Source organism: Microbulbifer sp. MLAF003, from assembly GCF_030012965.1.
GTDB lineage: Bacteria > Pseudomonadota > Gammaproteobacteria > Pseudomonadales > Cellvibrionaceae > Microbulbifer > Microbulbifer variabilis.
The window spans coordinates 2,380,876-2,402,977 of the sequence record NZ_CP120232.1 but is presented as its reverse complement, the minus strand read 5'-3'; the positions used below and the strand labels follow the sequence as shown (position 1 = coordinate 2,402,977).

Here is a 22,102-nt window from a genome sequence, read left to right as displayed (position 1 = left end):
CAGTGTTGAAGCAGGCTGGTGATAAACGCAGCCCCCAGAAGGACGTAGATCAGTATATTGTCGAAGTGCGAGAAAAACGTCGCAGCAGCCCCTTCCTCGGTGGTGCTGGCAAGCGATTGGCCCCATAGATTTTGAGCCTTGCGAGTGCTTCACTTTCGCTAATACCTGCTGAAGTCGTCTTCAGTTCGGAAAGGACTTCATTTTGTGGCAACGCATGCCAATTCTTCTCAGGTCTCATCTCGAATCCCTGGTGGATTCCATTTTATCTCCGGCTGAGAATAGCAATAACCTGAAGCCTTCTGGGCTGTGCAACATACAGGGTGCATGAGCTAGAGTTGTCTATCTGCAGATTTAAGGAATTCCATATTTCTCTGCCAGCCGATCAATTTCTGCCTTGGACCTGGAATTATCGGGGCATTTAGCCCGAAACCATGGATTTAAGTCGCTATTTGTGTTTCCAGGTGGCAAGTCTTTAACATTAAAACATCGGTCCCCAACCTCAACAAAAGTGCCTGTAGTCGTTGTATACATGGCTTCTGTGCGTTCAAGCCGCCGAACTCTATTGCGTTGCTGCGCTAACTTTCTCTCTAAAACCGGATCAAAAACTGCGGGTTGGCTTCTGGTTTCAGAGTCGCCAGATGCTTCTAATGTTGGCGTCGGCTTTTCCATACCTAGGTGATCAGGATTCTGCGGCTGATCGATTTGCTTACTGATTGTTGAAGAGGAATCTGCATTGGTTATTGATCCGCCATTGATATTAGGTGTCGAAGGCGCTTCCTCTATTACATTGTTGCCGATTGTTTCCGCAGTATAACCCTTAAGCTCCTGGGATTTTATATGGGAAGGAGGTAGTTCGGTGTCATCCGTTCTGGGTACTTCTATTTTCTTATTCACCGACAAGTTGATTTCAAGCGGAGATGCAATGCCTGGTGACGTATCTGGTGCAATTGACATCGGTATAATGAGCAGCCCTATATGCACAGCAACAGCAATAACCAATGATATAGCCAGTCGCCGGACATTTATTGTTGTCTTGCTATTGCTGCACAAAGAAGCCGTTATGTTTAAATCCATTTACTTCGTGGACCAAATACTCAGTAAATTTGATCAAAATCCTTGTTTCAAAAGGCAACTGATGATCGGTAAGCTTGGAGATAGGACTCTTTAAAGGCTCGAAAGTTCTAACTCTAATTATAAGATTACAATTTGCCTGCCGACAAAACTAATGTTCAACCTTACGTTCAACCACTATTTACTTATTGAGAACCAAAGACTGAGTGATAGAGGGAAGGCTTTCCAGATTAGACTGACGGAGAGTTTTTATTGAAAGCGAAGCTTGGTTATTACTCATATTCTCTTTTTATATATTAATTTTGCGAAATAGTTCTCACGAAAACCTAAAAACCTTCCAGGGTGAGTTAATCTTTTTGCAGACTCTTTTAGATATTATCTCAGTTGTAGGTATCGACTTGTTAAGGCAGTTGTACTTTCGGTCATACAGTATGACATTTCGAATGTTACCGACAGCAAATACCTATAAGCATTTAATAGTCATATGAGACAGCACAGTAAGAGCTGTTTAGAAATTACTAATAAAATAACAGGAATAATAATGAAAAATATCCGCATAATATGGTTGTTTCGACGCTTGCAATCGGTTTGCTTGGCATTAATGGTCAGTACTGTTTTTATGGGTTCGCCACTTGTAGCGGAAACTGATCCGTACACAATGTTGGTGCAGTTCAATCTCTATTACGATTATGAAACTGAACAACGCACCGATGATCATGCTAAATACGCCTTAGAGCTTCAGCGACGTCTTACATACTCAACACCCATTCGCTACACCCAGGTATTGGCGACACATAATAGTTATAACTCTGATGCTTATGGTGCAATCTGGGTCGGTGCAGAACAATCCCTTAGGGTAAAAGATCAGATTGATGTTGGGGCGGAAATTATAGAATTGGATTTACATCAATTCAGTGGTGAACAGGTTTTTTGTCATGGATCATTTTATTGTAACTTCTGGTTCGACCCTCAGCGTGTCCCCATTGCAACAGTACTGGGAGATTTGAGAGACTGGGCCTATAAGCAAGATCAACACGGCACTAATCGAACAGTAATAGTACATATAGAAAATGCAGTATCCTCTGGTGCTCAAACCACTTTTAAAAATCATCTTATCAGCCAAATTGGCCTGGATTATATTTACACACCGGAAGACTATAAAGAGGACTTTCCCAACGGCCTTGAAGTGGCTAATCACAAGCGAACCTCACTTCCTTCCCGTGAGTTATCAAGAGAAAAAATTCGGCAGCATGATGGTCTGAATGGCAAGAAAAGATTCGTATTTTTCTGGACAAAAAATGACAGCGATACCGATGATAATCATGAAACATTCGATGTAGTATTTGATGGCTGGGGCGGATTGAACCGGCACTGGAAAAGTGGCGACGATGATAGCCTGGACAATTGGGATGATGGCATCAACACGGTAGAGCACTACGATGTTAGTGCCACAGATAGCCGGTTTCAAAATAAAGGCCTATGGTCTTGGGGCGAGGGTGAGCCCAATGACCATGGCACAGGTGAGGACTGCGCCGCTATTAGAAGTGATGGGCGCTTCAATGACCGCCGGTGCGACCGAACCAGTGTATTTGCCTGCAAAAGACGTTTAAATGGCGCCTTGCATGCAGACGATCTAAAGGATGATGGTGCCGCAGACTATCCCCTTATGTGGTCACTGACAACAACAAAAGGCGCATGGCCAGATGGAGAGAGTGAGTGTCAGGCACTGGGCTCCCAATGGCATTTTGACGTACCGCGCAATATGGTGGAATCCCTAACATTAAAGGATAAGTTAGCGGCTGCTGGTGAAACGGTTGCCTGGATTGCTTACACCGACCAGGATAGCGAGGGTACGTCGGAAGGTGACTTCGTTATAACAACTGTCGACTACTAATAACTTTATGTTCTTCGCCTAACCACCACCATGTGGTTAGGCTCTCTAACCCCTCCCTCCTTCTTTCACCCTCATATGCGAGAGAGTTAAGAGGCGAGATATTTGTCGTTATCCTTAAAATTCGCCAGCTAGACTTTATCCAATCAAAATTAAGGACTAGGCACGACTTCTAAGGAACTCATCTATGCGTATTCCCGCTATCTCTCCAGATGATCTTAACGAAGAGCAGATACCTCTCTACGACGACATGAGCGATGAAATGAGTGGCTACTTCTCTGGATTCGTCAAAAAGCGTAGGGATGGTGCTCTGCTTGGCCCTTGGGCACCGGCTCTCTACTATCCGCAATTTGGCAAACCCTGGTGGGAAAATATCAAAGCCATTGCCGCTAAACCCAAGCTTCCAAAGTTGGCTCGGGAAGTTGCCATCCTAGCCACCGGCGCTCACTTTAAGGCGGGATATGAACTCTATTCTCACACTGCTATCGGTGAAAGCCTTCACTTGGATTCGGATAAAATTGCCACCATTACTGCAGGGCAGCGTCCCCACGACCTGACCCGGGATGAAGGGATCGCCTACAGCATTGCTACCTCGCTTGCCTCTGGAGGCAGGCTTCCTGAGGCCACCTGGATAATGGCAGTGGACGAATTTGGGGAAGATGGGGCTGCAGAGCTGATCTTCCTGATAGCTGGATATCACCAGTTATCAGCGATTTTAAATGGCTTTGATGTTGCTATTCCCAGTGAAGATACTTAGGTCTTAGCCTCTGGCTGCAACAAAAATTCCACTACTAATCAATAAAGCTCCTGAACCACACTTCAGAGCAGGAGCCTTGTTTGAATTTCCGAATGAGAACTTTGCCTTGATGGAAAAGTAGGCATAACCTGCCATAACACTGCCCACTGACAATGTTGCTATCGTGAAGATAGCGAAGATATCGGTTGAAGTAACACTGGTCAGGTCGAGAAATGCTGGGAAAAAGCTCGCATAGAAAAGGATAGCTTTCGGGTTGCCCAGGGTTGTTAGCAGGCCTAACAAAAAGCTCGAAAAGATACCGCTACCACTTGACTCTGGTACTTTCTCTTCATTTTTGATGGCCTTTCCTTTGCCAGAAGTGAGTATCAGGTTCACTCCGAGCCAGATAAGGAATGCCGCTCCCGCATATTTAATGATGACAAAGAGGCTACCCATGGCCTCGGCCAATGTGCTTAGCCCTAGTAGAGCCAATAGGATAAATAAATAATCGCCTGCAACAATTCCGGCTGCAGCGATCAAGCCCTGACGCAGGCCTAATGTAAGGCTACGGGATATCACTGCCAACACGCCAGGCCCTGGAATAAGGGCTAGCACCAGCATTGAAGCGAATAAAGCAAAGGAAGCTGAGATAGTCATGTACGTTATCAGTTGGCAATTTTCCCTGCCAGCGATTCTAGCGTTTAACAAATCCTAGGCAACTGTTCTCCGGGTAATCGCTGTAACAAACGGTCACAACCCAGGCTGTTCCGCAGAATTACCTGGGCGTAGCCCTCGCCTTCAACACGACCTATGATTTCGCAAGACGTACCCACGTCAGTTTCCCGCAAGGTTGCGATAGCCAATTCGGAAGCGCTTTCGGGAATGATGGCTACAAAGCGCCCTTCATTGGCAACATAAAGTGGATCTAACCCCAGTATTTCACAGGCTCCCTGCACTGCCTCACTAATGGGGATGCTGCTTTCCTCCAATACAAAGCTCCTGTTGGAACTCTCCGCCAATTCAACTAGTGCAGTAGCCAATCCGCCACGAGTAAGATCCCTCAGGCAGTGGATTTCAACCCCGGCTCGCAACAGTTTGGATACAGCGCCGTTGAGTGGAGCACAATCACTCGCCAGGCTGCTTTCGAATTCAAGGCCTTCGCGGCTGGCCATTATGGAGATTCCATGACGACCAATATCTCCCGAAAGCAGGATCAGATCCCCTCTGCGGATACGACTGGGGTCTATAGATTGATTGCTCTCCAGGACGCCGACTCCACTGGTATTGATGTAGATACCGTCACCTTTGCCTCTTTCCACCACTTTGGTATCGCCGGTAACCAGCTTCACTCCGGTTTTACTGGCTGCTTCTGCCATTGATATCAGCACCCTTTCCAGTATTGCCAATGGCAGTCCCTCTTCCAAAATGAGCCCACAGCTGAGGAACTTCGCTTCAGCTCCTCCCATTGCCAGATCATTTACGGTGCCATACACCGCTAGCTCACCGATGTTGCCGCCGGGGAAAAATAGTGGAGTGATTACAAAGGAATCGGTGGTAAAGACCAACCTATCGGCATCCCAGGGAAGAGTTGCGCTGTCATGGGCTTGCGATACCCAGGAATTATTAAATAATGGCTGGATATAGTTTTTAAGCAGACGCTGCGTCATCTCTCCGCCACTGCCGTGGCCAAGCTTGACGATCTCATCCGTTTTTGTGGGCAACGGACACTGGATGTTCACGGGGTTTTTCCTGTTGGCTGTAGCGATAATAGGCGGAGCAGGCGCCCTCTGAAGAGACCATTGGAGCACCCAGAGGCTGCTCCGGGCGGCACCCCTTTCCAAAGTGGGGGCAATCTTTGGGTTTTTTCTGGCCCAACATAATTTCGCCACTGATGCATTGGTGACACTCGGCAGTGCTAATGCGTATGAGATCAAATTTTGACTTGGCATCCAGTGCGGCGAACGCATCATTAAACACAAGGCCGCTCTGAGGAATCCAGCCAACACCACGCCATTGCTGCGCTGAAACCTTAAAAACTCTCCTTATCAGTTCCTGTGCTTGCCGGTTGCCAGCTTGCTCTACCGCGCGCAGATATTGGTTTTGTACGCGGTAGGCACCCTGCTCCAGTTGGCTGATGCACATCAGGATTCCCTCAAGGATATCAAGAGGTTCAAATCCGGTAACAACAATGGGAATATGGTGCTTCTGTGCGAGTGGCAGGTATCGCTCATAACCGGTGATTGAGCAAACATGGCCCGCTGCGAGAAAAGCCTGCACACGCGATTCTGGTGAGGAGCAAATGGAATCAATTGCTGGTGTAACCAGAAATTGCGACACAAGCATGGAAAAATTATCCAGTGCTTTATGTTGGGCTTGGGAAGCCGCTATCGCATTGGCTGCTGCCGTGGTTTCAAACCCTACTGCGAAAAAGACCACTTCCCTGGATGGATTTTGCTCGGCAATCTGCACTGCTTGTAGTGGTGAGTAGACAATTCTGACATCGCCACCCTGGGCTTTGACTGCAAGCAGATCACTTTCCGAACCCGGTACGCGCAACATGTCTCCAAATGAGCAGAAGATAACTTCAGGTATGGATGCAATGGCAATTGCGCAATCGACCATTTCAAGAGGGGTCACACATACCGGGCAGCCGGGACCATGAACCAGCTCCAGCTCTTTGGGGAGTAGTTGGTCCAAACGATGTCTGACGATCGCATGGGTCTGGCCACCGCAGACCTCCATTAGCGTCCAGGGCTTTGTGGTGACTTTGCGGATTTCTGTAGCTATTTTCCGAATGTTATCGCTTTGGCGATACTCATCAAGGAATTTCATGGCCTCTCCAGGGTGCCTGACTCGTCCAGAGCATCCAGGTAACGAAACACCCGCTCGGCTTCTGCTTCCTGAATCTGGCTGATAGCGATTCCCACATGGACAATCACGTAGTCACCGACTTGTGCATCGGGCACCAGCGATAAGTTGATTTCCCGTGCTATACCGCCGAATCGTACCTTGCCCATGCGTTCCAGCGGCGAGTTGCCGGTGATTGCTTCTACCAGGCCGGGGACCCCCAGGCACATAGTGCTTAACCTCCCAGTGGTTGGCCGGCAGCGGCCATGCAGTGGGCGTAGTACACCTGGCCAAGGGCAATACCTCCGTCATTTGGAGGTACCTGGCTGTGTGAGTGCACCGTAAAGTTGTACCGCTGAAGCAGAGAGGTAACCGTTTCTGTCAGCCGTTTGTTTTGGAAAACCCCACCCGACAAAAAAATTTGCGGCTCAGCAACTTCTCCAGCTACAGACAGGATCATCTGGGCCAGGGTATTGTGAAATGCCACTGCGCGCTGCGGTAAGGATCTTCCTTCATCATAAATTAACGCACTGACACTGGGTGCCCAGTCTAGTTGCCAGCGGTTGCCCCGTTTTTGCAGGTCAAATGGATAGGCATCCCGGCTTTGGATACCGCGAGCCGAGTGCTCCAATGCCTGTGCAGCCTGCCCTTCATAACTGGTATGGCTTCTGAGACCAAGCAGAGCGGCAACAGCATCAAATAAACGGCCGGCACTGCTACATTGTGGGCTGTTTATTTCCCCTTTCAACATAGTGACCAGGTTTTGCCGCTCACCGCGGGAAAAACAACGTTTGATTAAATCGTGCTGCAGGGCCACGAAGCCGGATATTTCGTACAATAGCCCGGCTGCGGACCGTCGTGGTTCACGTACGGCTTTCTCACCACCAGGCAAAGGAAAAGTCCGCAGGCTGGCAATATTTTTGACTTCAGAATCGCCATTCCAGTAAAGGAACTCGCCTCCGCGAACCACACCGTCAATATCATAACCAGTGCCATCCCAACAAATACCAAGTGCGGGGCCACTGTGGTTATGCTCTGCCATACAGGAGAAAAAGTGCGCAATATGATGTTGCACACCGAGTTTTGGGGTTGGCTTACTCAGCGCCCAGCGATGAGAGTTAAAGCCGGGGTGCAAGTCGTGAACCAGGGTATGTGGCTCGCACTGCTGAAAGGCAGTCAGATCCTCGATAGTTTTGTCGAAGCGCTCAACACTGGTGGCGTTCTCCAAGTCACCAATGTGTTGGCTGGAATAGATCCAACCGGAATGAGATAGGGCCACTGTATTTTTTTGATCTGCTCCCAACCCCAAATAAATGGCTGGGTGCTCAGTACTTTCCTGCGTAATTTGTGGGCGCATGAGTGGAAGAGGCGCAAAACCACGGGCTCGGCGCAGCATGACAGGACGATTATCAATCACCCTGAGTACGGAATCATCAAGGTGGCGCAAAATCCCGCGATTATGCATAAGGAAACAATCGGCAATTTTGCCAAGCCGGGTCAGTGCTTCATTATTTTCAGTACAGATTGGCTCATCGGCCAGATTTCCACTGGTAGCAACCAGCGGTGCACCATATGTCTGGACCAAGAGCTGATGTAAAGGCGAAGCAGGAAGCATCACCCCCAATTCTGGGGAATCAGGAGCTACCAGGTTATGTATTCGCTGCCCGGCATCAGCTTTTGCCGCTAGTAGAACAATCGGCCTTTCGGGAGACGTAAGTAAGTCGGCTTCCACTTTGGAAACCTCGCAATCCCGGTGTACGGCTTCCAGTGAAGGATATAAAAGCGCAAAGGGTTTGTGTGGACGCTGTTTCCTTTTACGCAGCTTCTCCAGTGCTGCGCCATCAGCTGCATCTACAAGCAATTGGAAGCCACCAACACCTTTTAACGCAACGATCTGTCCGCTGGATATCTCCGTCACGGCTCGTTCCAGAGCGTGCTCATTTGGAGCCAGCACTTTGCCTGTGCCATCAGATAATTCCAGTTGCGGGCCACATTCCGGGCAGGCATTGGGCTCAGCATGAAAACGGCGATCGGAAGGGTCTGTATATTCTTTGTGGCAACTGTCACAAAGGGGAAATGCAGACATGGTGGTATTGGCCCGATCATAGGGGAGCTTATCGATAATGCTGAAGCGTGGGCCGCACAGGGTGCAGTTGATAAACGGATAGTTATAACGCCGGTCGTTGGGGTTTGCCAATTCGGCCAGGCAGTGATTGCACGGCGCTAGATCCGGAAGGATAAGGGTGGACTTTTCTGCATCCTTTGCACTTGCACGTATCTCAAACCCGCTGTCCCCTTTTATAGGAACGAGTTTGGTGAGGACACTAAGGATTTGACTGTGAGGTGGTTTTTCCTCCGGCACCCTGCGCAAAAACCCCGCTATATTCAGGGGATCGCCTTCTACCTCTAGCCGTACGCCACCACTATGGTTGACCACCCAACCATTGAGTTTACATTCCCTGGCCAAGCGATAGATAAATGGACGGAACCCAACCCCCTGCACCAAACCTGTAATTTCTACTTGCTGGCGTTCATTGTCCATCCTTGGCCTCAAACTGAAGATTCTCCAGGATAATGTCCTGGGCCTCGGCATGATGGATATCAGTGAGTACCTCAATTTCCAGGCGCAAACCTTCCAGGGCGGTACCGAAAATTTCCTGCTCGAAGTGCTCGCGAAGGTGTGTTGGGGAAATATGTGCCAGTGCCCCAAGGCGCAACTTAGCCCCAACAACCTTGCCATCTTCATCGGCGGAAAGTTGTTGAATCTTTTCGATCAGGTTCTTAATCAGTGATTGTTCGTGCATTGCTGACCTCCATTGTCAGCCTGTACAAGTTCAGTGATTTGTTGCTCCGCGAGAACTGCCCCCCTCTTTACTTCAGCCGAGAGGCGATTACCGCAGGTAAAGTTCTCTGCGCATATAGCGAAAATCTCCAGCCGTAGGGGCAGTAGCCGTACATTCTTTCCCAGCTCTATGGCCTCTTTCAGGTTGAAGCCATGACTGGAGGTATTGCAAAAGCTGGGTGCCAGCAAGTCTGCCAATCCATTGGCACGGATTAAATCTCCCTGCTTCCGCCCACTCACTTGAACCGCATCTACCAGACAAACCCGGCGATCTTTCCACTGCCCCAGTAGACCAACCATATCCCCGCCGCTTTCATAGAATTCTGCAGCATGGCCTAGGGATGCTTTTAACTTTTGAAGTAAAAAGGGACCTACTCCATCATCGCTGCGAAAGCGATTGCCCAGGCTGATGAGTAACCAGCGTTCAGAGACTTCCTGGTTGGTCATGTTGCAAATGTAGCTGCAGGAAGTGGGTTGAGCAGGAAATACAGGGGTCATAGTTACGAATGGCGCGCTCACATAAACCTTGTAACTGGTCCTCCGGCAAGTGCATAAACTTTGGCAGCATCAGGCGCAGGTCTTGCTCGATTGTTTTCTGGTTTTGTGAAGTGGGAGCAACAATTTTTGCGTGGGTTATCTTGCCCTGTGCGTTGATGCCGTAGCGGTGGTACAAAAGTCCACGTGGAGCTTCGGTAGCGGCGCAGCCACTGGCCTTCCGTGGTTTGACGGTAAGGTAGGGATGGGCTGGAGGCTGGTAATTCTCGATAATCCGAAGTGCCTCATCGAAGGCATAAAGCACTTCCAGGCAGCGCACCACAATGCTCTTGAATGGGTTGGTGCAGGGCGGCCTAAAATCCAGCTCTTCTGCCACTTGCTTGACCCTAGAAGAGAGGCGGGAATAGTTAAGATTGAAGCGCGCCATTGGCCCGACCAGGTAGGCGCCGCGTTCGATCAGAATACTGTGAAGAGCGGTGCTGTGCGGTACCTGCTCTTCACGAAAATATTGCTCATAGTCACCTGCTGAAATATCCAGTCCCCTACTCGATTGAATGCGACCTTCATTCATCGGGTATTCGTCTGGATTGACTAAGGAAACAAACTCAAACTCCTGGTTGTTTTCCGGGAATGGCAATTTAGCTGACCATCGACACATTTGCTCGGCTAAATCACGAGCGGCCAATAGCTGTTCGCGCAAGCTCTCGAATTGCTCCGGAGTAGGTGTTCGATAGAAGCCTCCAACCCGGACATTGATCGGGTGGACCTCCCGCCCTCCAAGCAGTCGCAGCAGCGCATTGCCTGCTTTCTTTATCTCGAGAGCTTGGCGGACTATCTCCGGGTGATCCTTGGCCATAGCTACAGCACTGGGGTAACCGAGGAAGTCTGGCGCATGCAGCATACTGACATGCAACATGTGGCTCTCAATCCACTCCCCGCAGTAGAGCAACCGGCGCAGGGTCCTTAGCTCTGGCGTGGGCACCAAGTCCAGAGCATCTTCCATAGCATGTAGGGCACTCATCTGGTAGGCCACTGGGCAGATGCCACATATGCGGGCAGTAATGTCGGGAGCCTCAGTGTAATCACGTCCGCGCAAGAAGGCTTCAAAAAAACGCGGAGGCTCAAAGATCTTCAGCTGAACATCGTGCACTTGATCATCATCGTATCGAATAAAGAGCGCCCCCTCGCCTTCAACCCGCGCAAGATAATCAACTTTGATGGTTTTGCCTTTACCCGACACTCTTCATAAACTCCTTTAAGTAGTACGTTTTTTATTCACTTCCAGATTTTCACCTATTTTCTTAAAAGAACCAGCTAATGCATTGTAATTTCTAATATTTTCAATAATTGTTGCTTTGTCTGTACCCAGTTTTTCTGCCCACCAGTGGCAAAGAGATTCTCCATTAGGGTTTTCCTTTGGGCCATAGCAGGCATAGCAGCCACGGTTATAGCTTGGACATAGCGCGCCACAACCTGCATGGGTGATTGGCCCCATACAGGGGGTACCGTGAGCCACCCAGACACAGACATTGCCTTTCAACTTGCACTCAATACAAACGGAGTGTGCAGAAACCTGCGGTGCCCGTTGATTCAAAAATGCACTGATTACTTCCAACAATTGGAGCTTGTTGATTGGGCAACCCTGTAACTCAAAGTCCACCGGAACATGCGCAGAGATAGGTGTGGAATCTTTCAGGGTTGCTATGTAATCAGGCCGGGCATACACAACGGATGTAAATTCAGTGACATCGGCAAAATTGCGCAGAGACTGGATGCCCCCAGCGGTGGCACAGGCGCCAATAGAAACCAGGAACCTGGATTGCTTTCTGACCTTCTGAATCCTTTGTACATCATCAGGTGTGGTGATTGAGCCCTCCACCAGGGAAATGTCATAGGGTCCCTCTTCCACCTTGCTGGACGCTTCCAGGAAGTAGGCAATCTCCACTTCCTCAGCAAGCAATAGGAGTTCGTCTTCACAGTCAAGCAGACTCAGTTGGCAGCCGTCGCAGGAAGTAAACTTCCATACCGCCAGCTTGGGTTTCCCTTTTCGGTTGCTATAAGCCGTGGATCTGGAACCATGCGCGGATATCCTGGTAGCAGAATACGGGGCCGTCCTTACAGATAAAGTTTGGCCCCCATTGGCAGTGTCCGCAGAGACCAATGGCGCATTTCATATTACGCTCCATAGAAAGGTAGATAGCAGATTCAGGAACCCCTTTGCGCAGCAGCACCTGAATGCAAAAGCGCATCATAATTTCCGGCCCGCACAGGAAAGCGACCGTATTGGCGCCGTCGATATCAGAAGCCTGTAGAGGATCAGTAATGACGCCAATATGCCCAGGCCAGGCGTTGTCGCCGTGATCAACAGACATCACCACATCCAGCTTTGTTATCCAGTGTGGAATTTCATCTCCATAAAGAAGCTCTGTTGGGCGACGTGCACCGTAGAAAAGCCGGGCCCGACTGGCCTTCAGTTTCCCTTGCCAAGCCCTGTAAACGACAGGTCGCAAAGGTGCCAGGCCCAGGCCACCTGCTATAAGCAGCAGCTCCTTGCCCTCAATGCCCTGTAGTGGCCAACCTCTTCCAAACGGGCCGCGAACTCCCAGTGAATCCCCTTTCTTTAATCGCTCCAGTGCTCGAGTCACAGTCCCTTGTGCCCGAATGGTATGAACCAACAGACCCTCCTCCACTTCCAGACCACTGAATGAAATAGCAGATTCACCAGTACCAAAGGCATAGAGCATATTGAACTGGCCTGGCCCGTAGACCATGGGTGGTGATGCCGGACTTTCTAGATGCAAGGTGAAGGTTCCCGGGTACTCTTCCTGCCTGTGAATCACCTTGTAGACTTCGGGGATCACGGAGTCGTACCCGGCTCAGGTGGGGTGGAGCCATAGATATCGAGTAATTGAATACGAGCGGACTGCAATCGCTCGGTTGCAATCCGGGCAAAGCGCTTCATCAATTCGAAGCCGAGACGAGGTTCTGTTTCGCACTTTTCCCGCAAGCAGGCGCCACCGAGGCGTATGCTGCGAACTTCCTCCAGAGCACGTGCATCGAAGGCTGAAATGTAAGGTGGAAAGAGCCAGGACCAGCCGAAAATATCGCCGCCATGTAGGGTCAGCAGGCATAAGGCGCCGCGGTTAGGCACAAAGGTTTCTACCGCCACCCGCCCACTGCGGATCAGAAAGAAATGATTGGCCGGCGTATCCTCCTTAGCGAGATGTTCTCCCTCGTGGTAGACGCAGTTTTCCGCACATGAGGCAAGAAACTGCAGATCGCTTTCTGGCAAACCATGAAAGAAAGGGTGTTCATGCAGCAGGTTGGCAATAGTCTTCATGGCTGTTCCAGGTTGCGAATAGTCCTGACTTCCTCTGTCAGGTCGATACCCACCGGACACCAGGTGATACAACGGCCGCAGCCTACACACCCAGAGCTATCAAACTGGTCATGCCAGGTAGCAAGCTTATGTGTCATCCACTGCCGATAGCGTGAGCGCGTGTCTGCGCGCACCGAGCCCCCGGTGATATGGCTGAAGTCCGACGTAAAGCATGAGTCCCAGCGCTCCCAGCGCTCGGCATTTTCTCCGCTGAGGTCTGTAGTATCTTCAACGGTAGAACAGAAACAGGTAGGGCAGGCCATGGTGCAGTTGGCACAGGATAAACACCGTTCCGCCACTTTATCCCAACTGGGGCTCTCAACATTGCGGTACAGTAACTCCTTTAGATCAGAGCTATCGAAGTGACGCGGTCCCTGTCGCATTTGAGTTTCAGCGCTTTCTATGCCCTTCTGTGCCTGCTGCTTCTCCTCTACCGTGGAGGGCTTGAGTGGTAACTGCGCCAGGATCTGCGCTCCTAACTCGGTACCGCTTTCAATCAAAAAGAAGTGGCGCTTACCCTCCAATACTTCTGTCATCGTTAGATCACTGGTAAGAGTCACGGCAGGACCTGTTTGCATAGCCGTGCAAAAGCATGTGGGAGCCGCAGTGGTACAGTTTACTGCTACGGTAAATAGCCCACTTCTTCTGTCTCGATAATTACTGTTGGGGTAGTCACTCTCTATCAGGACACGATCTTGGATAGCAATGGCGTGTAGCTCACAGCTACGCACGCCGAGGAATGCCAGCTTGGGGACGTCCTCCTTGATTTCGATAATTTGAACTTCTTGTTCCTGACGAGAGGATTTCCAAATGGGTCGATGAGGTAATTGCAGGTATTTTTTCCACGAGTGGGGCCCCACGACATAGCCAAAGTAGGCATTGTCCGTACGGCGCTTTACCCGGTAATGCCCCCTTCTTGTTCATCAGTCCAACCTTGGGGTAGATCGGCCGACGAGAGAATCTTGCCATAAGTGATGGCCTTATCGACCAATGTAGGACCATACACCTCATATCCATGCTCGAGGATCGCTTGAATTAAGTCATCCAGGTCGGCAGCTTGTAACAGGTGTTCATAGCTATCCATATTTGCTGAATCAATTTGGCCCAGGTTAGCCATGCTGCCAACTCTCATCTTACTCACCACTGAAGCGAATAGCGCTTAGGATTGCAATTGAGAGTAGATTGATAAGGAACTCAGCTGAACAGCTAATTAGGCGGAGAATGCTTTCAAATCTTTGTCGTTAAAGTTGAAGTGGAGTCACCTCTACAGCATTTCATCCTTAGAGAGTTCCTACTGCTTGTCTGGCTTTCTAGGTAAAATAGAGGTGACACTGGAAGTATAGCGCTGGGTTGCGGAAGTTATCTTTAGGAAGAAGGTCTCAAAAAGCTGGGAATAAAGTTTAAACATATAGGGGTAATCAGCTTAGTAAGAAATTCCTATATTTCTATTGTTCATAGTTAACTAAATAATACTGCTATTGCGAAACTACGATGATATTTCCCGTTCCATCCTGAGTAGTGTAAACAGTATTACCATTAGTAGCCTGGTTGATATTTAATGCATTCGATGCGCCAGCCTGAATGACCACTACAACATTCGATGCTCCAAGCTGGTTAATTGTTGCCGTATTTAGCGAACCGGTTTGGTTGGCTACGACAGAATGAGAACTCCCTACCTGGGTGATAGACAAGGAATTATTTGCACCTTCTTGGCTTAAATAAGCTTGAATATAAGAACCTGTTTGTAAGAGTGAGACAACATTTGTATCACCAGTTTGATTAATCTCAGCAATACCGTTGGAAAGTAGTTCCTGCTCGATTATCGCGGTGTTTGATAGTCCGGTTTGTGTCGTTGAGGCAACGCTGTTAGAAATAGACCTTTGTGACGTTGTTGCGTTATTGCTGTCTCCATCCTGGCTAATTGACAACGTATTCGCTAGACCCAAGGTTTGCAGAAACTCTGCTGAATTGGAGTTACCTTTTTGAGAGACCACCACTTTACCAGAGCTTTCTTTTATCTGGCCTCCTTCTGCACTATTGTTATCCCCATGCTGATTAATTACGATCGTATTGTTTGTTGTCGTTTTCTGAACAACTGAAACCAGGTTCGAGGATTCCTTTTGACTGATTAGTAAACTGTCATTATTTGAATTTACCTGCGAGCTATAAGATTGGTTTCCACTTCCCTCCTGTAAAAAAGTTATTGCGCTGGATACAGTATTATTTTGTAGCGTTTCTGCCAGATTGTCGTCACCAACTTGATGAATTTTAACTGATGCTTCATTACTACTGTTTTGCTCAATGACTGGAATCAAATTACCAGTTCCGCTCTGGGTAGTGGAAATTGTATTATTTAAGCTGTTATTCACTTGATAAGTGGTAACGGAGTTACTGGTCCCGTTTTGGATTAATGTACTGACATTTCCATTTGTATTTGCGCCCGCTTGAATTGAGCTTGCAATATTCTCCCATCCGGTTTGATACAGATCTACCGAATTGTTAGCGGCAAAAACATTTCCATTGAACATAAGTGCGGCTATAGTCAGGAATTGAGCGTGAGATTTCATATTAACGACCTTTGTATAAAAGGGCTTCGTTTGTTCTGGCATGCTTAAAGCAAGCTCTTAAATCTGAAATGCAGCCGAATGGGTAATCGGGCGGGAAATACTTTGTAAATTTCCTTAAGATCGATCAGTAACTTCCATGCCGATTGACGCATAATGGCATTAATTCGTTAGGTATGGAGACAATAAATAAAGATTAGTGCCAGTGGCGCTTGTATGCTGTAGGAAGAAAATCCTATTTACATGAGAAGAAAGTTTGGAAATAAGAAATGACTGATAGGCCGCCCTGGATCCTGTATTGAGCTGGATTGTAGCGCCACTCTCCCTTAGTATTGGGTCAATCTAGGAGGTGGAGGTCCTATTTAATACTGGGCTTAATCAGGAAAAATCAGGGTTCTATTTGAATAGATACCTGGATTATCTTCCTTGTTCAAAATAGGGGTCAGGAGATATAACTTTGAAACAGAGCAGCGATGATATCGCTTATACATCGACGCCCCCATTGGCTAAAGGGTGGCTGCGCTGGTTGTGGGGTGCCCTAGCCTGTTTCTTTTTGATAGTGGGGATAATTGGGGTTATATTGCCGGGCTTGCCTGCAGCCGTTTTTATTGTTCTAAGTGCCTGGGCAGCTTCACGTAGCTCAGAGCGTTTGCATCAATGGATTGAGGATCACCATCTATTTGGGAACCTGATAAAAACCTGGCGGAGCGGCCATATCAGTCGTAGAACCAAGTGGCTGGCAACATTAACAATGCTATTGTCCATGGCCGTTGCCCTTCATCATTTCAGTAATCTCTACTTATTAATCTTTATCGTGGGTGGCATTGGTTGCGCAATGCTTTGGATATGGACGAGGCCTGAACCCAAAAAGTGAACAAGCATTATTCAGTGGCCTTTATAGTTTTTGGTTTCCTAACTTGTAAATGGGATATTTGTACCGAATAGATTGTGACACCTGACTCTTTATGACAAATAAAATCTTCAACTTATTACCATTAGGCGACTACCCCAAAGTAGGTATTTACCTCGTCAAAAACCACTTCAAACAGTATGAATTTGAATAAAAACAACAAAGTTAAAGATTAATGTCTCAATGTGGTTAAATTGGTGTTGTAAGCGGTTGACATTGACGTTGAGAGGAATATCCTCTGCGCCCTTCTGTTGATTGGGACGCCTGGTGTGCCCCGGCGCTCTTTATAATGGAAAAGCATCGAGAAGATCTGGCTACAAGAGCAATTTAATAAACTTTGCTCACTAGGCAATAACAACAAGGATGTTTTATGCAGGATGTGTATCAGGCAACGGAAAATTCTCTCAGTGATGAAACATATATCTATAAATCCAGTTTCACCTGGAAGATATTGTTTTTTTGCTGCTACCTATTGAAATCTTGTCTCAATATGAAGCATTCGTTCTGAATGAATACAATCAATCGGTTTGGTGGTTGATTGCCAGCTTCATTATCTATAGCACCTATTTTGTTGGCTTTTATGGTTTGGCCTTTGCAAGGCGAATCGCCACACCGAGATTTTGGGGTTCTTTCTGCCACTCATAATGGTGACAGACATTTATGAAATAGGGACGGTAGTTGCCACTATGAATATGGCAGTGTTGAGAAACCAGTTAATCCTGTTGTGTATTTCCCCAATTGTACTTTTTTTGTGGTTTATTATTTTTAGGTATCGCAAAGTCCTACGATACATGAAGTAAAAGCCAGCGCGTATAGTCACAAATGTCTTAGTGATTACATAGCTGGCTATTATTCAATAATAGAAACGTGGCACAAAGCTATTGCAAGTGCGTTCCCATATTGCCGGTGCCAAGTTGAGTAACGCTGATTGATTCATTTGTACCAGATTGCACGGCTGTTTCCATATTGGATGTGCCAATTTGTGTAACTATAAGACTGCTGCTAACAGTACCATTCTGGGAAAGGCTGACATCATTGAGTTCACCAATCTGATTTGCGATTAGCACACTAAAAAAGACAGAACCTGATATGCCTTGATCCACGTCTGCTGTATTTGAGGTTCCAGTTTGAGCCAAGGACGCAAAACTAGAAAGGGTTGTTAATGGCACATTTTCATTGCCCTGATCCAGGTCGGCAAAGTTAGAGGTCCCAGATTGAATAATCTGGCTTGTCGAGGAAGTTGTTGCCTCCTGGTCTACGCGTCCAGTGTTTGAATCTCCAGTTTGCACCACTACCGCCACACTGGAAACTACGGCACCCTGATCGCCCTCCTGTTCTATATTCCCAAAGTTTGATGTGCCATTCTGGTCAATGATTGCAATACTGGAAGTAACGACTTCATCCTGTTCCATGGAAGCACTGTTTGAGCTACCGACCTGGGATACTGATGCCAGGCTTGTGGTTACATCCCTGTCCTGGTCAAAATTTACAAAGTTTGAATCACCGATTTGATTCACAATAGAGATACTACTATCCACCCTTTGAAGCTGGTCTAGAAATATGTCGTTGGAATTGCCTTGCTGATTGATAAGGATAATGCCTCCGTTTATATCGTCATTTTGATTTACGACTGCACTATTCATTTCGCCACCTTGGATAATTGTGGCTGAGCTCAACGTGGCATCACCTTGCAAAAAATCCAGGGTATTGTTGTTTCCAGCCTGAGTGGCAATTACTGTACTGGTAGTTGTGCCATCTTGCTGAGTAGACGTTACTGTATTCAGTGAGCCAATCTGGGTTAGGAAGGCAGAACTTCCGTTAGTGTTGGTTGTTTGGGTTGCGGTAGAGGTATTGCTATTACCAATTTGGGTTTGAACAATAAGATTGTCGTGGACTGTTGGATCACTTTGGTCAGGATTTGCAGTATTCCCGTTTCCTTGCTGTATAACAATGGAAGTATTGTTGTTCGCTATAGCATTATTGCCAACAATCACTAATAGCGCTGCGGCTATTGATGTTAACCTTTTCATGACAAGTCCTTTTACTTCATTAACTCTCAGAGAGAAAGCTGGCTAACAATTTGGAGTAGTCAGCTGTTACGGAGACCCTTTCCAGGGATCACCCGAAACTATTGCAGGTTTGTACCCGTGTTTCCTGTACCAATTTGGATTGCAGTGATTGACTCATTGGAGCCAGCCTGACTGGCAAGGTAATCATTAGAGGTTCCAAATTGGGAGGCTAGGATACTGCTTGAGTTTGTATCGTTTTGACCGATAACAGAGGTGTTCATAGCTCCAGACTGTAACAGAATTAATGTGCTGAAAAATGCTGAGCCACTTGTCCCCTGATCTACATCAGTTTCATTCAGTGAACCTAATTGGGTAACAGAGGCAAAACTGGACACAGCTTCAGAGCCAGAAAAATCTTCACCCTGATCAAGTCTCGCAAAGTTGGAGGAGCCTGATTGAAATAGTAGCCCTGTGGTTGATATAAGTGCTTCCTGGTCAATATCTGCGAAGTTTGAATCACCAAGTTGGATAACTGAGCCAAAACTAAATGAAATGTCCTCTTCCTGCTCATTAAATGCAGTATTGTTAGTTCCTACTTGCTGAATTGAGGCAAAGCTAGCAGTAATAGTCTCATCTTGCTCCATATCAGCCATATTGGATGAACCAAATTGATTCACTAAGGCGGTACTGAATACGACATCCTGATCCTGCTCAAAGATGGTGGAGTTTGAGTCTCCCACCTGATTTACTACCGAAAGACTGAGATCAACTCTTTGTAGTTGCTCCAGAAAGACAGAGTTTCCAGAACCAAATTGGCTAACAAAAACCGCGCTTGCTGTGATGTCTTCTTGTTGTATCATCGTTGCGGTATTGGAATTACCACTTTGTATAATAACGCCAACCGTTTGAGAAATATTATTATTCTGGCTTGCATCCGCTACATGGTTATCCCCAAATTGATTGACAAGAATTAAACTACTATCGGTTGTGTTTTCCTGCGTGGTAGTTACAGTATTCATAGAGCCAACCTGAGTAAGGATGGCGGCACTGTTGGTTGTGCTTGTCGCTTGGGTTGCTGTGGAGGTGTTGTCATCCCCAATTTGGGTTTGAACAATCAGGCTATTGCTGACAGTAGGATCACTTTGATCGGGAGTTGCGGTATTTCCATTACCTATCTGGTTAATAATGGAAGTGTTGGCGACTGCAATATTGCCAACAGCGAATAGTACTGTGGCTGCGATCGGTCTTAACGTCTTCATAGTAACTCCTTTTACAATATTTTGACGCTAATAAAGGGGATACCAATCCAAAGGGGTGGACTGACCGGTGAATTGGGGCTGGTGGTAACTCCAGATTCTGAATTCAATCAGGAATAGAGCTTTCAATGGATGGGTGGCTCCCGTAACTGCTAACTTCTTGAGGCATTAGATTTGCTCAAAGCCGCACGTACAGCAGAACCATTGCGAATTTGTTTATAAATCGTGCAGTAAGCCTGGACGATCTCACCTCTTCCGACCATGGGAAAGAAGGGCCGTTTTACTGAGAAAAAAGCCTGGAGTTTGGCAGTTAACCCCCTTGGACACAGCTTGACTCTAAACCCTCTCCAAATAGCTATGCGCATGTGGTGAACGGATGGTGATTGGTGGGTCAGCCGAGGAATTTGTCCATCCAATCAACTTGCTGTATAACCATACAGTTTTTTTGTTGCCCATATCCCCATGACTGTCGCCGTAGAGCTTCCTGCTGATTACTACTTGACCAACTTCTTAACCTTGATGAAGTTTGTCACAGCCCGTTATAAATCATTGCTGTCAGCAGGAGAGGATCAATTTTACGAGCGCTTTATGTCACTTGGCATCAGTGGCCAAAAACTATATGTAAGACTTTTGTCTCGCAAAGGCGCCCCCTCATCAGCTGGGGCCTTGTTCCGTCTCAGTAAATTGCAATATGCAGAAATAGAAGATCTGGAGCATGCATGTCGGGAACTGGAGGTAAGTGGATTATTGCGACTAAACCCTCAGATATCTAACCAGGAGTTGTTACCTCTTTTCACCAAGCCTGAACTATTCAGAGCGAGTAACAAGCCTCTACCAAAAGCACTTAAGCGAGCTGACCTGATAGCTGCCCTCATGGAACATGGCGTGGATTCTGGAATACACAAATTACTGGCCGCTGATACCTTATTAGCTGTTCAGCACGCCAGTTGCTTTGAAACCTTCAAGCTTTGCTTCTTTGGCAACCTTAACCAGGACCTGACAGATTATGTTCTGCGGGATCTGGGGCTTTTCCGTTACGAAGATTATCCATTGGATCTACAAAATCTGCCTTTCCAGAACCGGGAACAGATAGATCAGCATTTGAACTATTACCATTGTCTGGATCTGGCCGAACAGGCGTTGACGGGCGAGACATCTGATATCGTCACCCTGGCAGAGCAGCTGCCATCAGGAATAACGGGGGATACAGCGCTTCACCGGCGCCTGGATCGCCTGCGTTTAAAACTGGCCCGTCAGCTAGAGCGTATGGGTGAACTAGCGGCAGCAGATCGGCTATACAAAATGTGCCAACGGCCACCAGCTAGAGAGAGGCGCGCACGTATTGCAATTAAGAATGGCGATACTGGCAAAGGGCTTGGACTTTGTCAGCAGATTCTTGAAGCACCTCTGGATGAAGCAGAAAAAATATTTGCCGAGAGTTTTGGCCACCGTACAGCCAAAGGCCTGGATTGCGCTAAAGAATGGCCAGCGCCGAAGCGCTATCGCCCTCCTACGGAAACGATAGTCCTGCCCCAGAGTCCTGAGCGAGTAGAGATTCAGGTTGCCTTACATCTGGAACAGTTGTCAGAGGGCAATTGTTACTATGTTGAGAACTGCTTGCTAAACGGCATTCTTGGTCTCTATATCTGGGACATCTTGTTTGCATCGATACCAGGGGCTTTCTTTAACCCCTTCCAGTCTGCTCCCAGTGACTTCAGGACAGCTGACTTCTATCTTTCCCGCCGTACCCTACTTGATCAGAGGTTGGCTGAACTGGATAAAGATACCCTGCGAGAGAGGGTATGGTGTAGCTATCGCGATAAGTGGGGGATTTCCAATCCGCTGGTTGCCTGGGATGCTCTGCCCAAGGAATTGGTAACTACCGCAATGGAAAGAATACCAACCTCCCATTGGCGCTCCCTCTTCCAACGGATACTGAGTGATATTGCCCATCACCGCAATGGACTGCCGGATCTTATCCTGTTTCCTGCAGCTGGGGACTACGAACTGATAGAAGTGAAAGGGCCCGGAGATCGGCTGCAACAAAACCAGCAACGCTGGCTTACATTTTTGCCAGCCAGCGGGTGCCCCATAGGGTAATT

At 47.7% G+C, this 22,102-nt stretch carries 22 protein-coding genes and 1 pseudogene; 5 read left to right on the top strand and 18 right to left on the bottom strand.

Annotated features, from left to right (window positions below; all coding sequences use genetic code 11):
• Positions 1 to 2: 2 nt before the first annotated feature.
• A complete protein-coding gene (locus tag P3339_RS11600; RefSeq protein ID WP_282953652.1) occupies positions 3 to 128 on the top strand; it encodes a hypothetical protein in 126 nt (41 codons plus the stop codon).
• Here the strand turns inward: P3339_RS11600 and P3339_RS11595 are convergent.
• Together P3339_RS11595 and P3339_RS11590 are read right to left on the bottom strand one after the other, a co-directional pair.
• Positions 128 to 238: pseudogene (locus tag P3339_RS11595) on the bottom strand (hypothetical protein); the annotation flags it as partial. The gene P3339_RS11600 and the pseudogene P3339_RS11595 overlap by 1 nt on opposite strands.
• 113 nt (positions 239 to 351) lie before the next feature.
• Entirely contained in the window at positions 352 to 999 is a 648-nt protein-coding gene (locus P3339_RS11590; RefSeq protein ID WP_282953503.1) for a hypothetical protein, read from the bottom strand.
• A 613-nt stretch (positions 1,000 to 1,612) separates the two neighbouring features.
• Here P3339_RS11590 and P3339_RS11585 point away from each other — a divergent pair.
• Both P3339_RS11585 and P3339_RS11580 read left to right on the top strand, forming a co-directional pair.
• Complete coding sequence (locus tag P3339_RS11585) at positions 1,613 to 2,965, top strand: hypothetical protein (RefSeq protein ID WP_282953502.1); 1,353 nt, start codon at positions 1,613 to 1,615, stop codon at positions 2,963 to 2,965.
• Positions 2,966 to 3,149: 184 nt separating this feature from the next.
• Entirely contained in the window at positions 3,150 to 3,719 is a 570-nt protein-coding gene (locus tag P3339_RS11580; RefSeq protein ID WP_020412778.1) for a carboxymuconolactone decarboxylase family protein, read from the top strand.
• A 3-nt stretch (positions 3,720 to 3,722) separates the two neighbouring features.
• Here the strand turns inward: P3339_RS11580 and P3339_RS11575 are convergent, their stop codons facing one another.
• From P3339_RS11575 to P3339_RS11510, 14 genes are all read right to left on the bottom strand, one after another.
• On the bottom strand, positions 3,723 to 4,319 hold the full coding sequence (locus P3339_RS11575; RefSeq protein WP_282953585.1) for a LysE family translocator: 597 nt from the start codon (positions 4,317 to 4,319) through the stop codon (positions 3,723 to 3,725).
• Between the two features lie 80 nt (positions 4,320 to 4,399).
• Positions 4,400 to 5,437 carry a hydrogenase expression/formation protein HypE gene (gene hypE, locus P3339_RS11570; protein WP_282953501.1) on the bottom strand — a complete coding sequence of 346 codons (1,038 nt, stop codon included), beginning with the start codon at positions 5,435 to 5,437 and terminating at the stop codon, positions 4,400 to 4,402.
• Positions 5,400 to 6,530: a hydrogenase formation protein HypD gene (hypD, locus tag P3339_RS11565; RefSeq protein ID WP_282953500.1), complete on the bottom strand. Its 1,131-nt coding sequence runs from the start codon at positions 6,528 to 6,530 to the stop codon at positions 5,400 to 5,402. The genes hypE and hypD overlap by 38 nt, the downstream gene beginning before the upstream one ends.
• Positions 6,527 to 6,775 carry a HypC/HybG/HupF family hydrogenase formation chaperone gene (locus P3339_RS11560; RefSeq protein WP_020412782.1) on the bottom strand — a complete coding sequence of 83 codons (249 nt, stop codon included), beginning with the start codon at positions 6,773 to 6,775 and terminating at the stop codon, positions 6,527 to 6,529. Before P3339_RS11560 ends, hypD begins: the two co-directional genes overlap by 4 nt.
• A 5-nt stretch (positions 6,776 to 6,780) precedes the next feature.
• Positions 6,781 to 9,087: a carbamoyltransferase HypF gene (gene hypF, locus P3339_RS11555; protein ID WP_282953499.1), complete on the bottom strand. Its 2,307-nt coding sequence runs from the start codon at positions 9,085 to 9,087 to the stop codon at positions 6,781 to 6,783.
• On the bottom strand, positions 9,077 to 9,349 hold the full coding sequence (locus tag P3339_RS11550; protein WP_282953498.1) for a hydrogenase/urease maturation nickel metallochaperone HypA: 273 nt from the start codon (positions 9,347 to 9,349) through the stop codon (positions 9,077 to 9,079). Before P3339_RS11550 ends, hypF begins: the two co-directional genes overlap by 11 nt.
• Positions 9,331 to 9,834 (bottom strand): hydrogenase maturation protease, encoded by a 504-nt coding sequence (locus P3339_RS11545; protein ID WP_282953497.1) that lies wholly within the window; start codon positions 9,832 to 9,834, stop codon positions 9,331 to 9,333. Before P3339_RS11545 ends, P3339_RS11550 begins: the two co-directional genes overlap by 19 nt.
• Entirely contained in the window at positions 9,812 to 11,122 is a 1,311-nt protein-coding gene (locus tag P3339_RS11540; RefSeq protein WP_282953496.1) for a Ni/Fe hydrogenase subunit alpha, read from the bottom strand. The genes P3339_RS11545 and P3339_RS11540 overlap by 23 nt, the downstream gene beginning before the upstream one ends.
• 15 nt (positions 11,123 to 11,137) lie before the next feature.
• Entirely contained in the window at positions 11,138 to 11,842 is a 705-nt protein-coding gene (locus P3339_RS11535) for an NADH-quinone oxidoreductase subunit B family protein (protein ID WP_282953495.1), read from the bottom strand.
• A gap of 94 nt (positions 11,843 to 11,936) precedes the next feature.
• Positions 11,937 to 12,743: an FAD/NAD(P)-binding protein gene (locus tag P3339_RS11530; protein ID WP_040628575.1), complete on the bottom strand. Its 807-nt coding sequence runs from the start codon at positions 12,741 to 12,743 to the stop codon at positions 11,937 to 11,939.
• Positions 12,740 to 13,222, bottom strand: coding sequence for a cyclic nucleotide-binding domain-containing protein (locus tag P3339_RS11525; RefSeq protein WP_020412789.1), 483 nt, complete (start codon positions 13,220 to 13,222; stop codon positions 12,740 to 12,742). The genes P3339_RS11530 and P3339_RS11525 overlap by 4 nt, the downstream gene beginning before the upstream one ends.
• Positions 13,219 to 14,121, bottom strand: coding sequence for a 4Fe-4S dicluster domain-containing protein (locus tag P3339_RS11520; RefSeq protein ID WP_282953494.1), 903 nt, complete (start codon positions 14,119 to 14,121; stop codon positions 13,219 to 13,221). The genes P3339_RS11525 and P3339_RS11520 overlap by 4 nt, the downstream gene beginning before the upstream one ends.
• 35 nt (positions 14,122 to 14,156) lie before the next feature.
• A complete protein-coding gene (locus tag P3339_RS11515; RefSeq protein WP_282953493.1) occupies positions 14,157 to 14,393 on the bottom strand; it encodes a hypothetical protein in 237 nt (78 codons plus the stop codon).
• A gap of 343 nt (positions 14,394 to 14,736) precedes the next feature.
• Positions 14,737 to 15,870, bottom strand: a complete 1,134-nt coding sequence (locus P3339_RS11510) for a hypothetical protein (RefSeq protein ID WP_282953492.1) — start codon at positions 15,868 to 15,870, stop codon at positions 14,737 to 14,739.
• 412 nt (positions 15,871 to 16,282) lie between these two features.
• On the opposite strand from P3339_RS11510, the gene P3339_RS11505 reads away from it, so the two are divergent.
• On the top strand, positions 16,283 to 16,699 hold the full coding sequence (locus P3339_RS11505) for a YbaN family protein (protein ID WP_020412792.1): 417 nt from the start codon (positions 16,283 to 16,285) through the stop codon (positions 16,697 to 16,699).
• A gap of 914 nt (positions 16,700 to 17,613) precedes the next feature.
• Here the strand turns inward: P3339_RS11505 and P3339_RS11500 are convergent.
• Positions 17,614 to 18,765, bottom strand: a complete 1,152-nt coding sequence (locus tag P3339_RS11500) for a hypothetical protein (RefSeq protein WP_282953491.1) — start codon at positions 18,763 to 18,765, stop codon at positions 17,614 to 17,616.
• 98 nt (positions 18,766 to 18,863) lie between these two features.
• A complete protein-coding gene (locus P3339_RS11495) occupies positions 18,864 to 20,003 on the bottom strand; it encodes a hypothetical protein (RefSeq protein ID WP_282953490.1) in 1,140 nt (379 codons plus the stop codon).
• 459 nt (positions 20,004 to 20,462) lie between these two features.
• Here P3339_RS11495 and P3339_RS11490 point away from each other — a divergent pair, with 459 nt between their 5' ends.
• Complete coding sequence (locus P3339_RS11490; RefSeq protein ID WP_282953489.1) at positions 20,463 to 22,100, top strand: VRR-NUC domain-containing protein; 1,638 nt, start codon at positions 20,463 to 20,465, stop codon at positions 22,098 to 22,100.
• Positions 22,101 to 22,102 lie beyond the last annotated feature (2 nt).

What these genes read in the sequence shown, in the direction of transcription:
- P3339_RS11580 (WP_020412778.1), top strand. Translation starts at nt 3,150, where the DNA reads ATGCGTATTCCCGCTATCTCTCCAGATGATCTTAACGAAGAGCAGATA.
- P3339_RS11490 (WP_282953489.1), top strand. Translation starts at nt 20,463, where the DNA reads ATGACTGTCGCCGTAGAGCTTCCTGCTGATTACTACTTGACCAACTTC.
- P3339_RS11515 (WP_282953493.1), bottom strand. Translation starts at nt 14,393, where the DNA reads ATGAGAGTTGGCAGCATGGCTAACCTGGGCCAAATTGATTCAGCAAAT.
- P3339_RS11500 (WP_282953491.1), bottom strand. Translation starts at nt 18,765, where the DNA reads ATGAAAAGGTTAACATCAATAGCCGCAGCGCTATTAGTGATTGTTGGC.
- P3339_RS11585 (WP_282953502.1), top strand. Translation starts at nt 1,613, where the DNA reads ATGAAAAATATCCGCATAATATGGTTGTTTCGACGCTTGCAATCGGTT.
- hypD (WP_282953500.1), bottom strand. Translation starts at nt 6,530, where the DNA reads ATGAAATTCCTTGATGAGTATCGCCAAAGCGATAACATTCGGAAAATA.
- P3339_RS11550 (WP_282953498.1), bottom strand. Translation starts at nt 9,349, where the DNA reads ATGCACGAACAATCACTGATTAAGAACCTGATCGAAAAGATTCAACAA.
- P3339_RS11510 (WP_282953492.1), bottom strand. Translation starts at nt 15,870, where the DNA reads ATGCCAGAACAAACGAAGCCCTTTTATACAAAGGTCGTTAATATGAAA.
- P3339_RS11525 (WP_020412789.1), bottom strand. Translation starts at nt 13,222, where the DNA reads ATGAAGACTATTGCCAACCTGCTGCATGAACACCCTTTCTTTCATGGT.
- hypF (WP_282953499.1), bottom strand. Translation starts at nt 9,087, where the DNA reads ATGGACAATGAACGCCAGCAAGTAGAAATTACAGGTTTGGTGCAGGGG.
- P3339_RS11495 (WP_282953490.1), bottom strand. Translation starts at nt 20,003, where the DNA reads ATGAAGACGTTAAGACCGATCGCAGCCACAGTACTATTCGCTGTTGGC.
- P3339_RS11560 (WP_020412782.1), bottom strand. Translation starts at nt 6,775, where the DNA reads ATGTGCCTGGGGGTCCCCGGCCTGGTAGAAGCAATCACCGGCAACTCG.
- P3339_RS11575 (WP_282953585.1), bottom strand. Translation starts at nt 4,319, where the DNA reads ATGCTGGTGCTAGCCCTTATTCCAGGGCCTGGCGTGTTGGCAGTGATA.
- P3339_RS11545 (WP_282953497.1), bottom strand. Translation starts at nt 9,834, where the DNA reads ATGACCAACCAGGAAGTCTCTGAACGCTGGTTACTCATCAGCCTGGGC.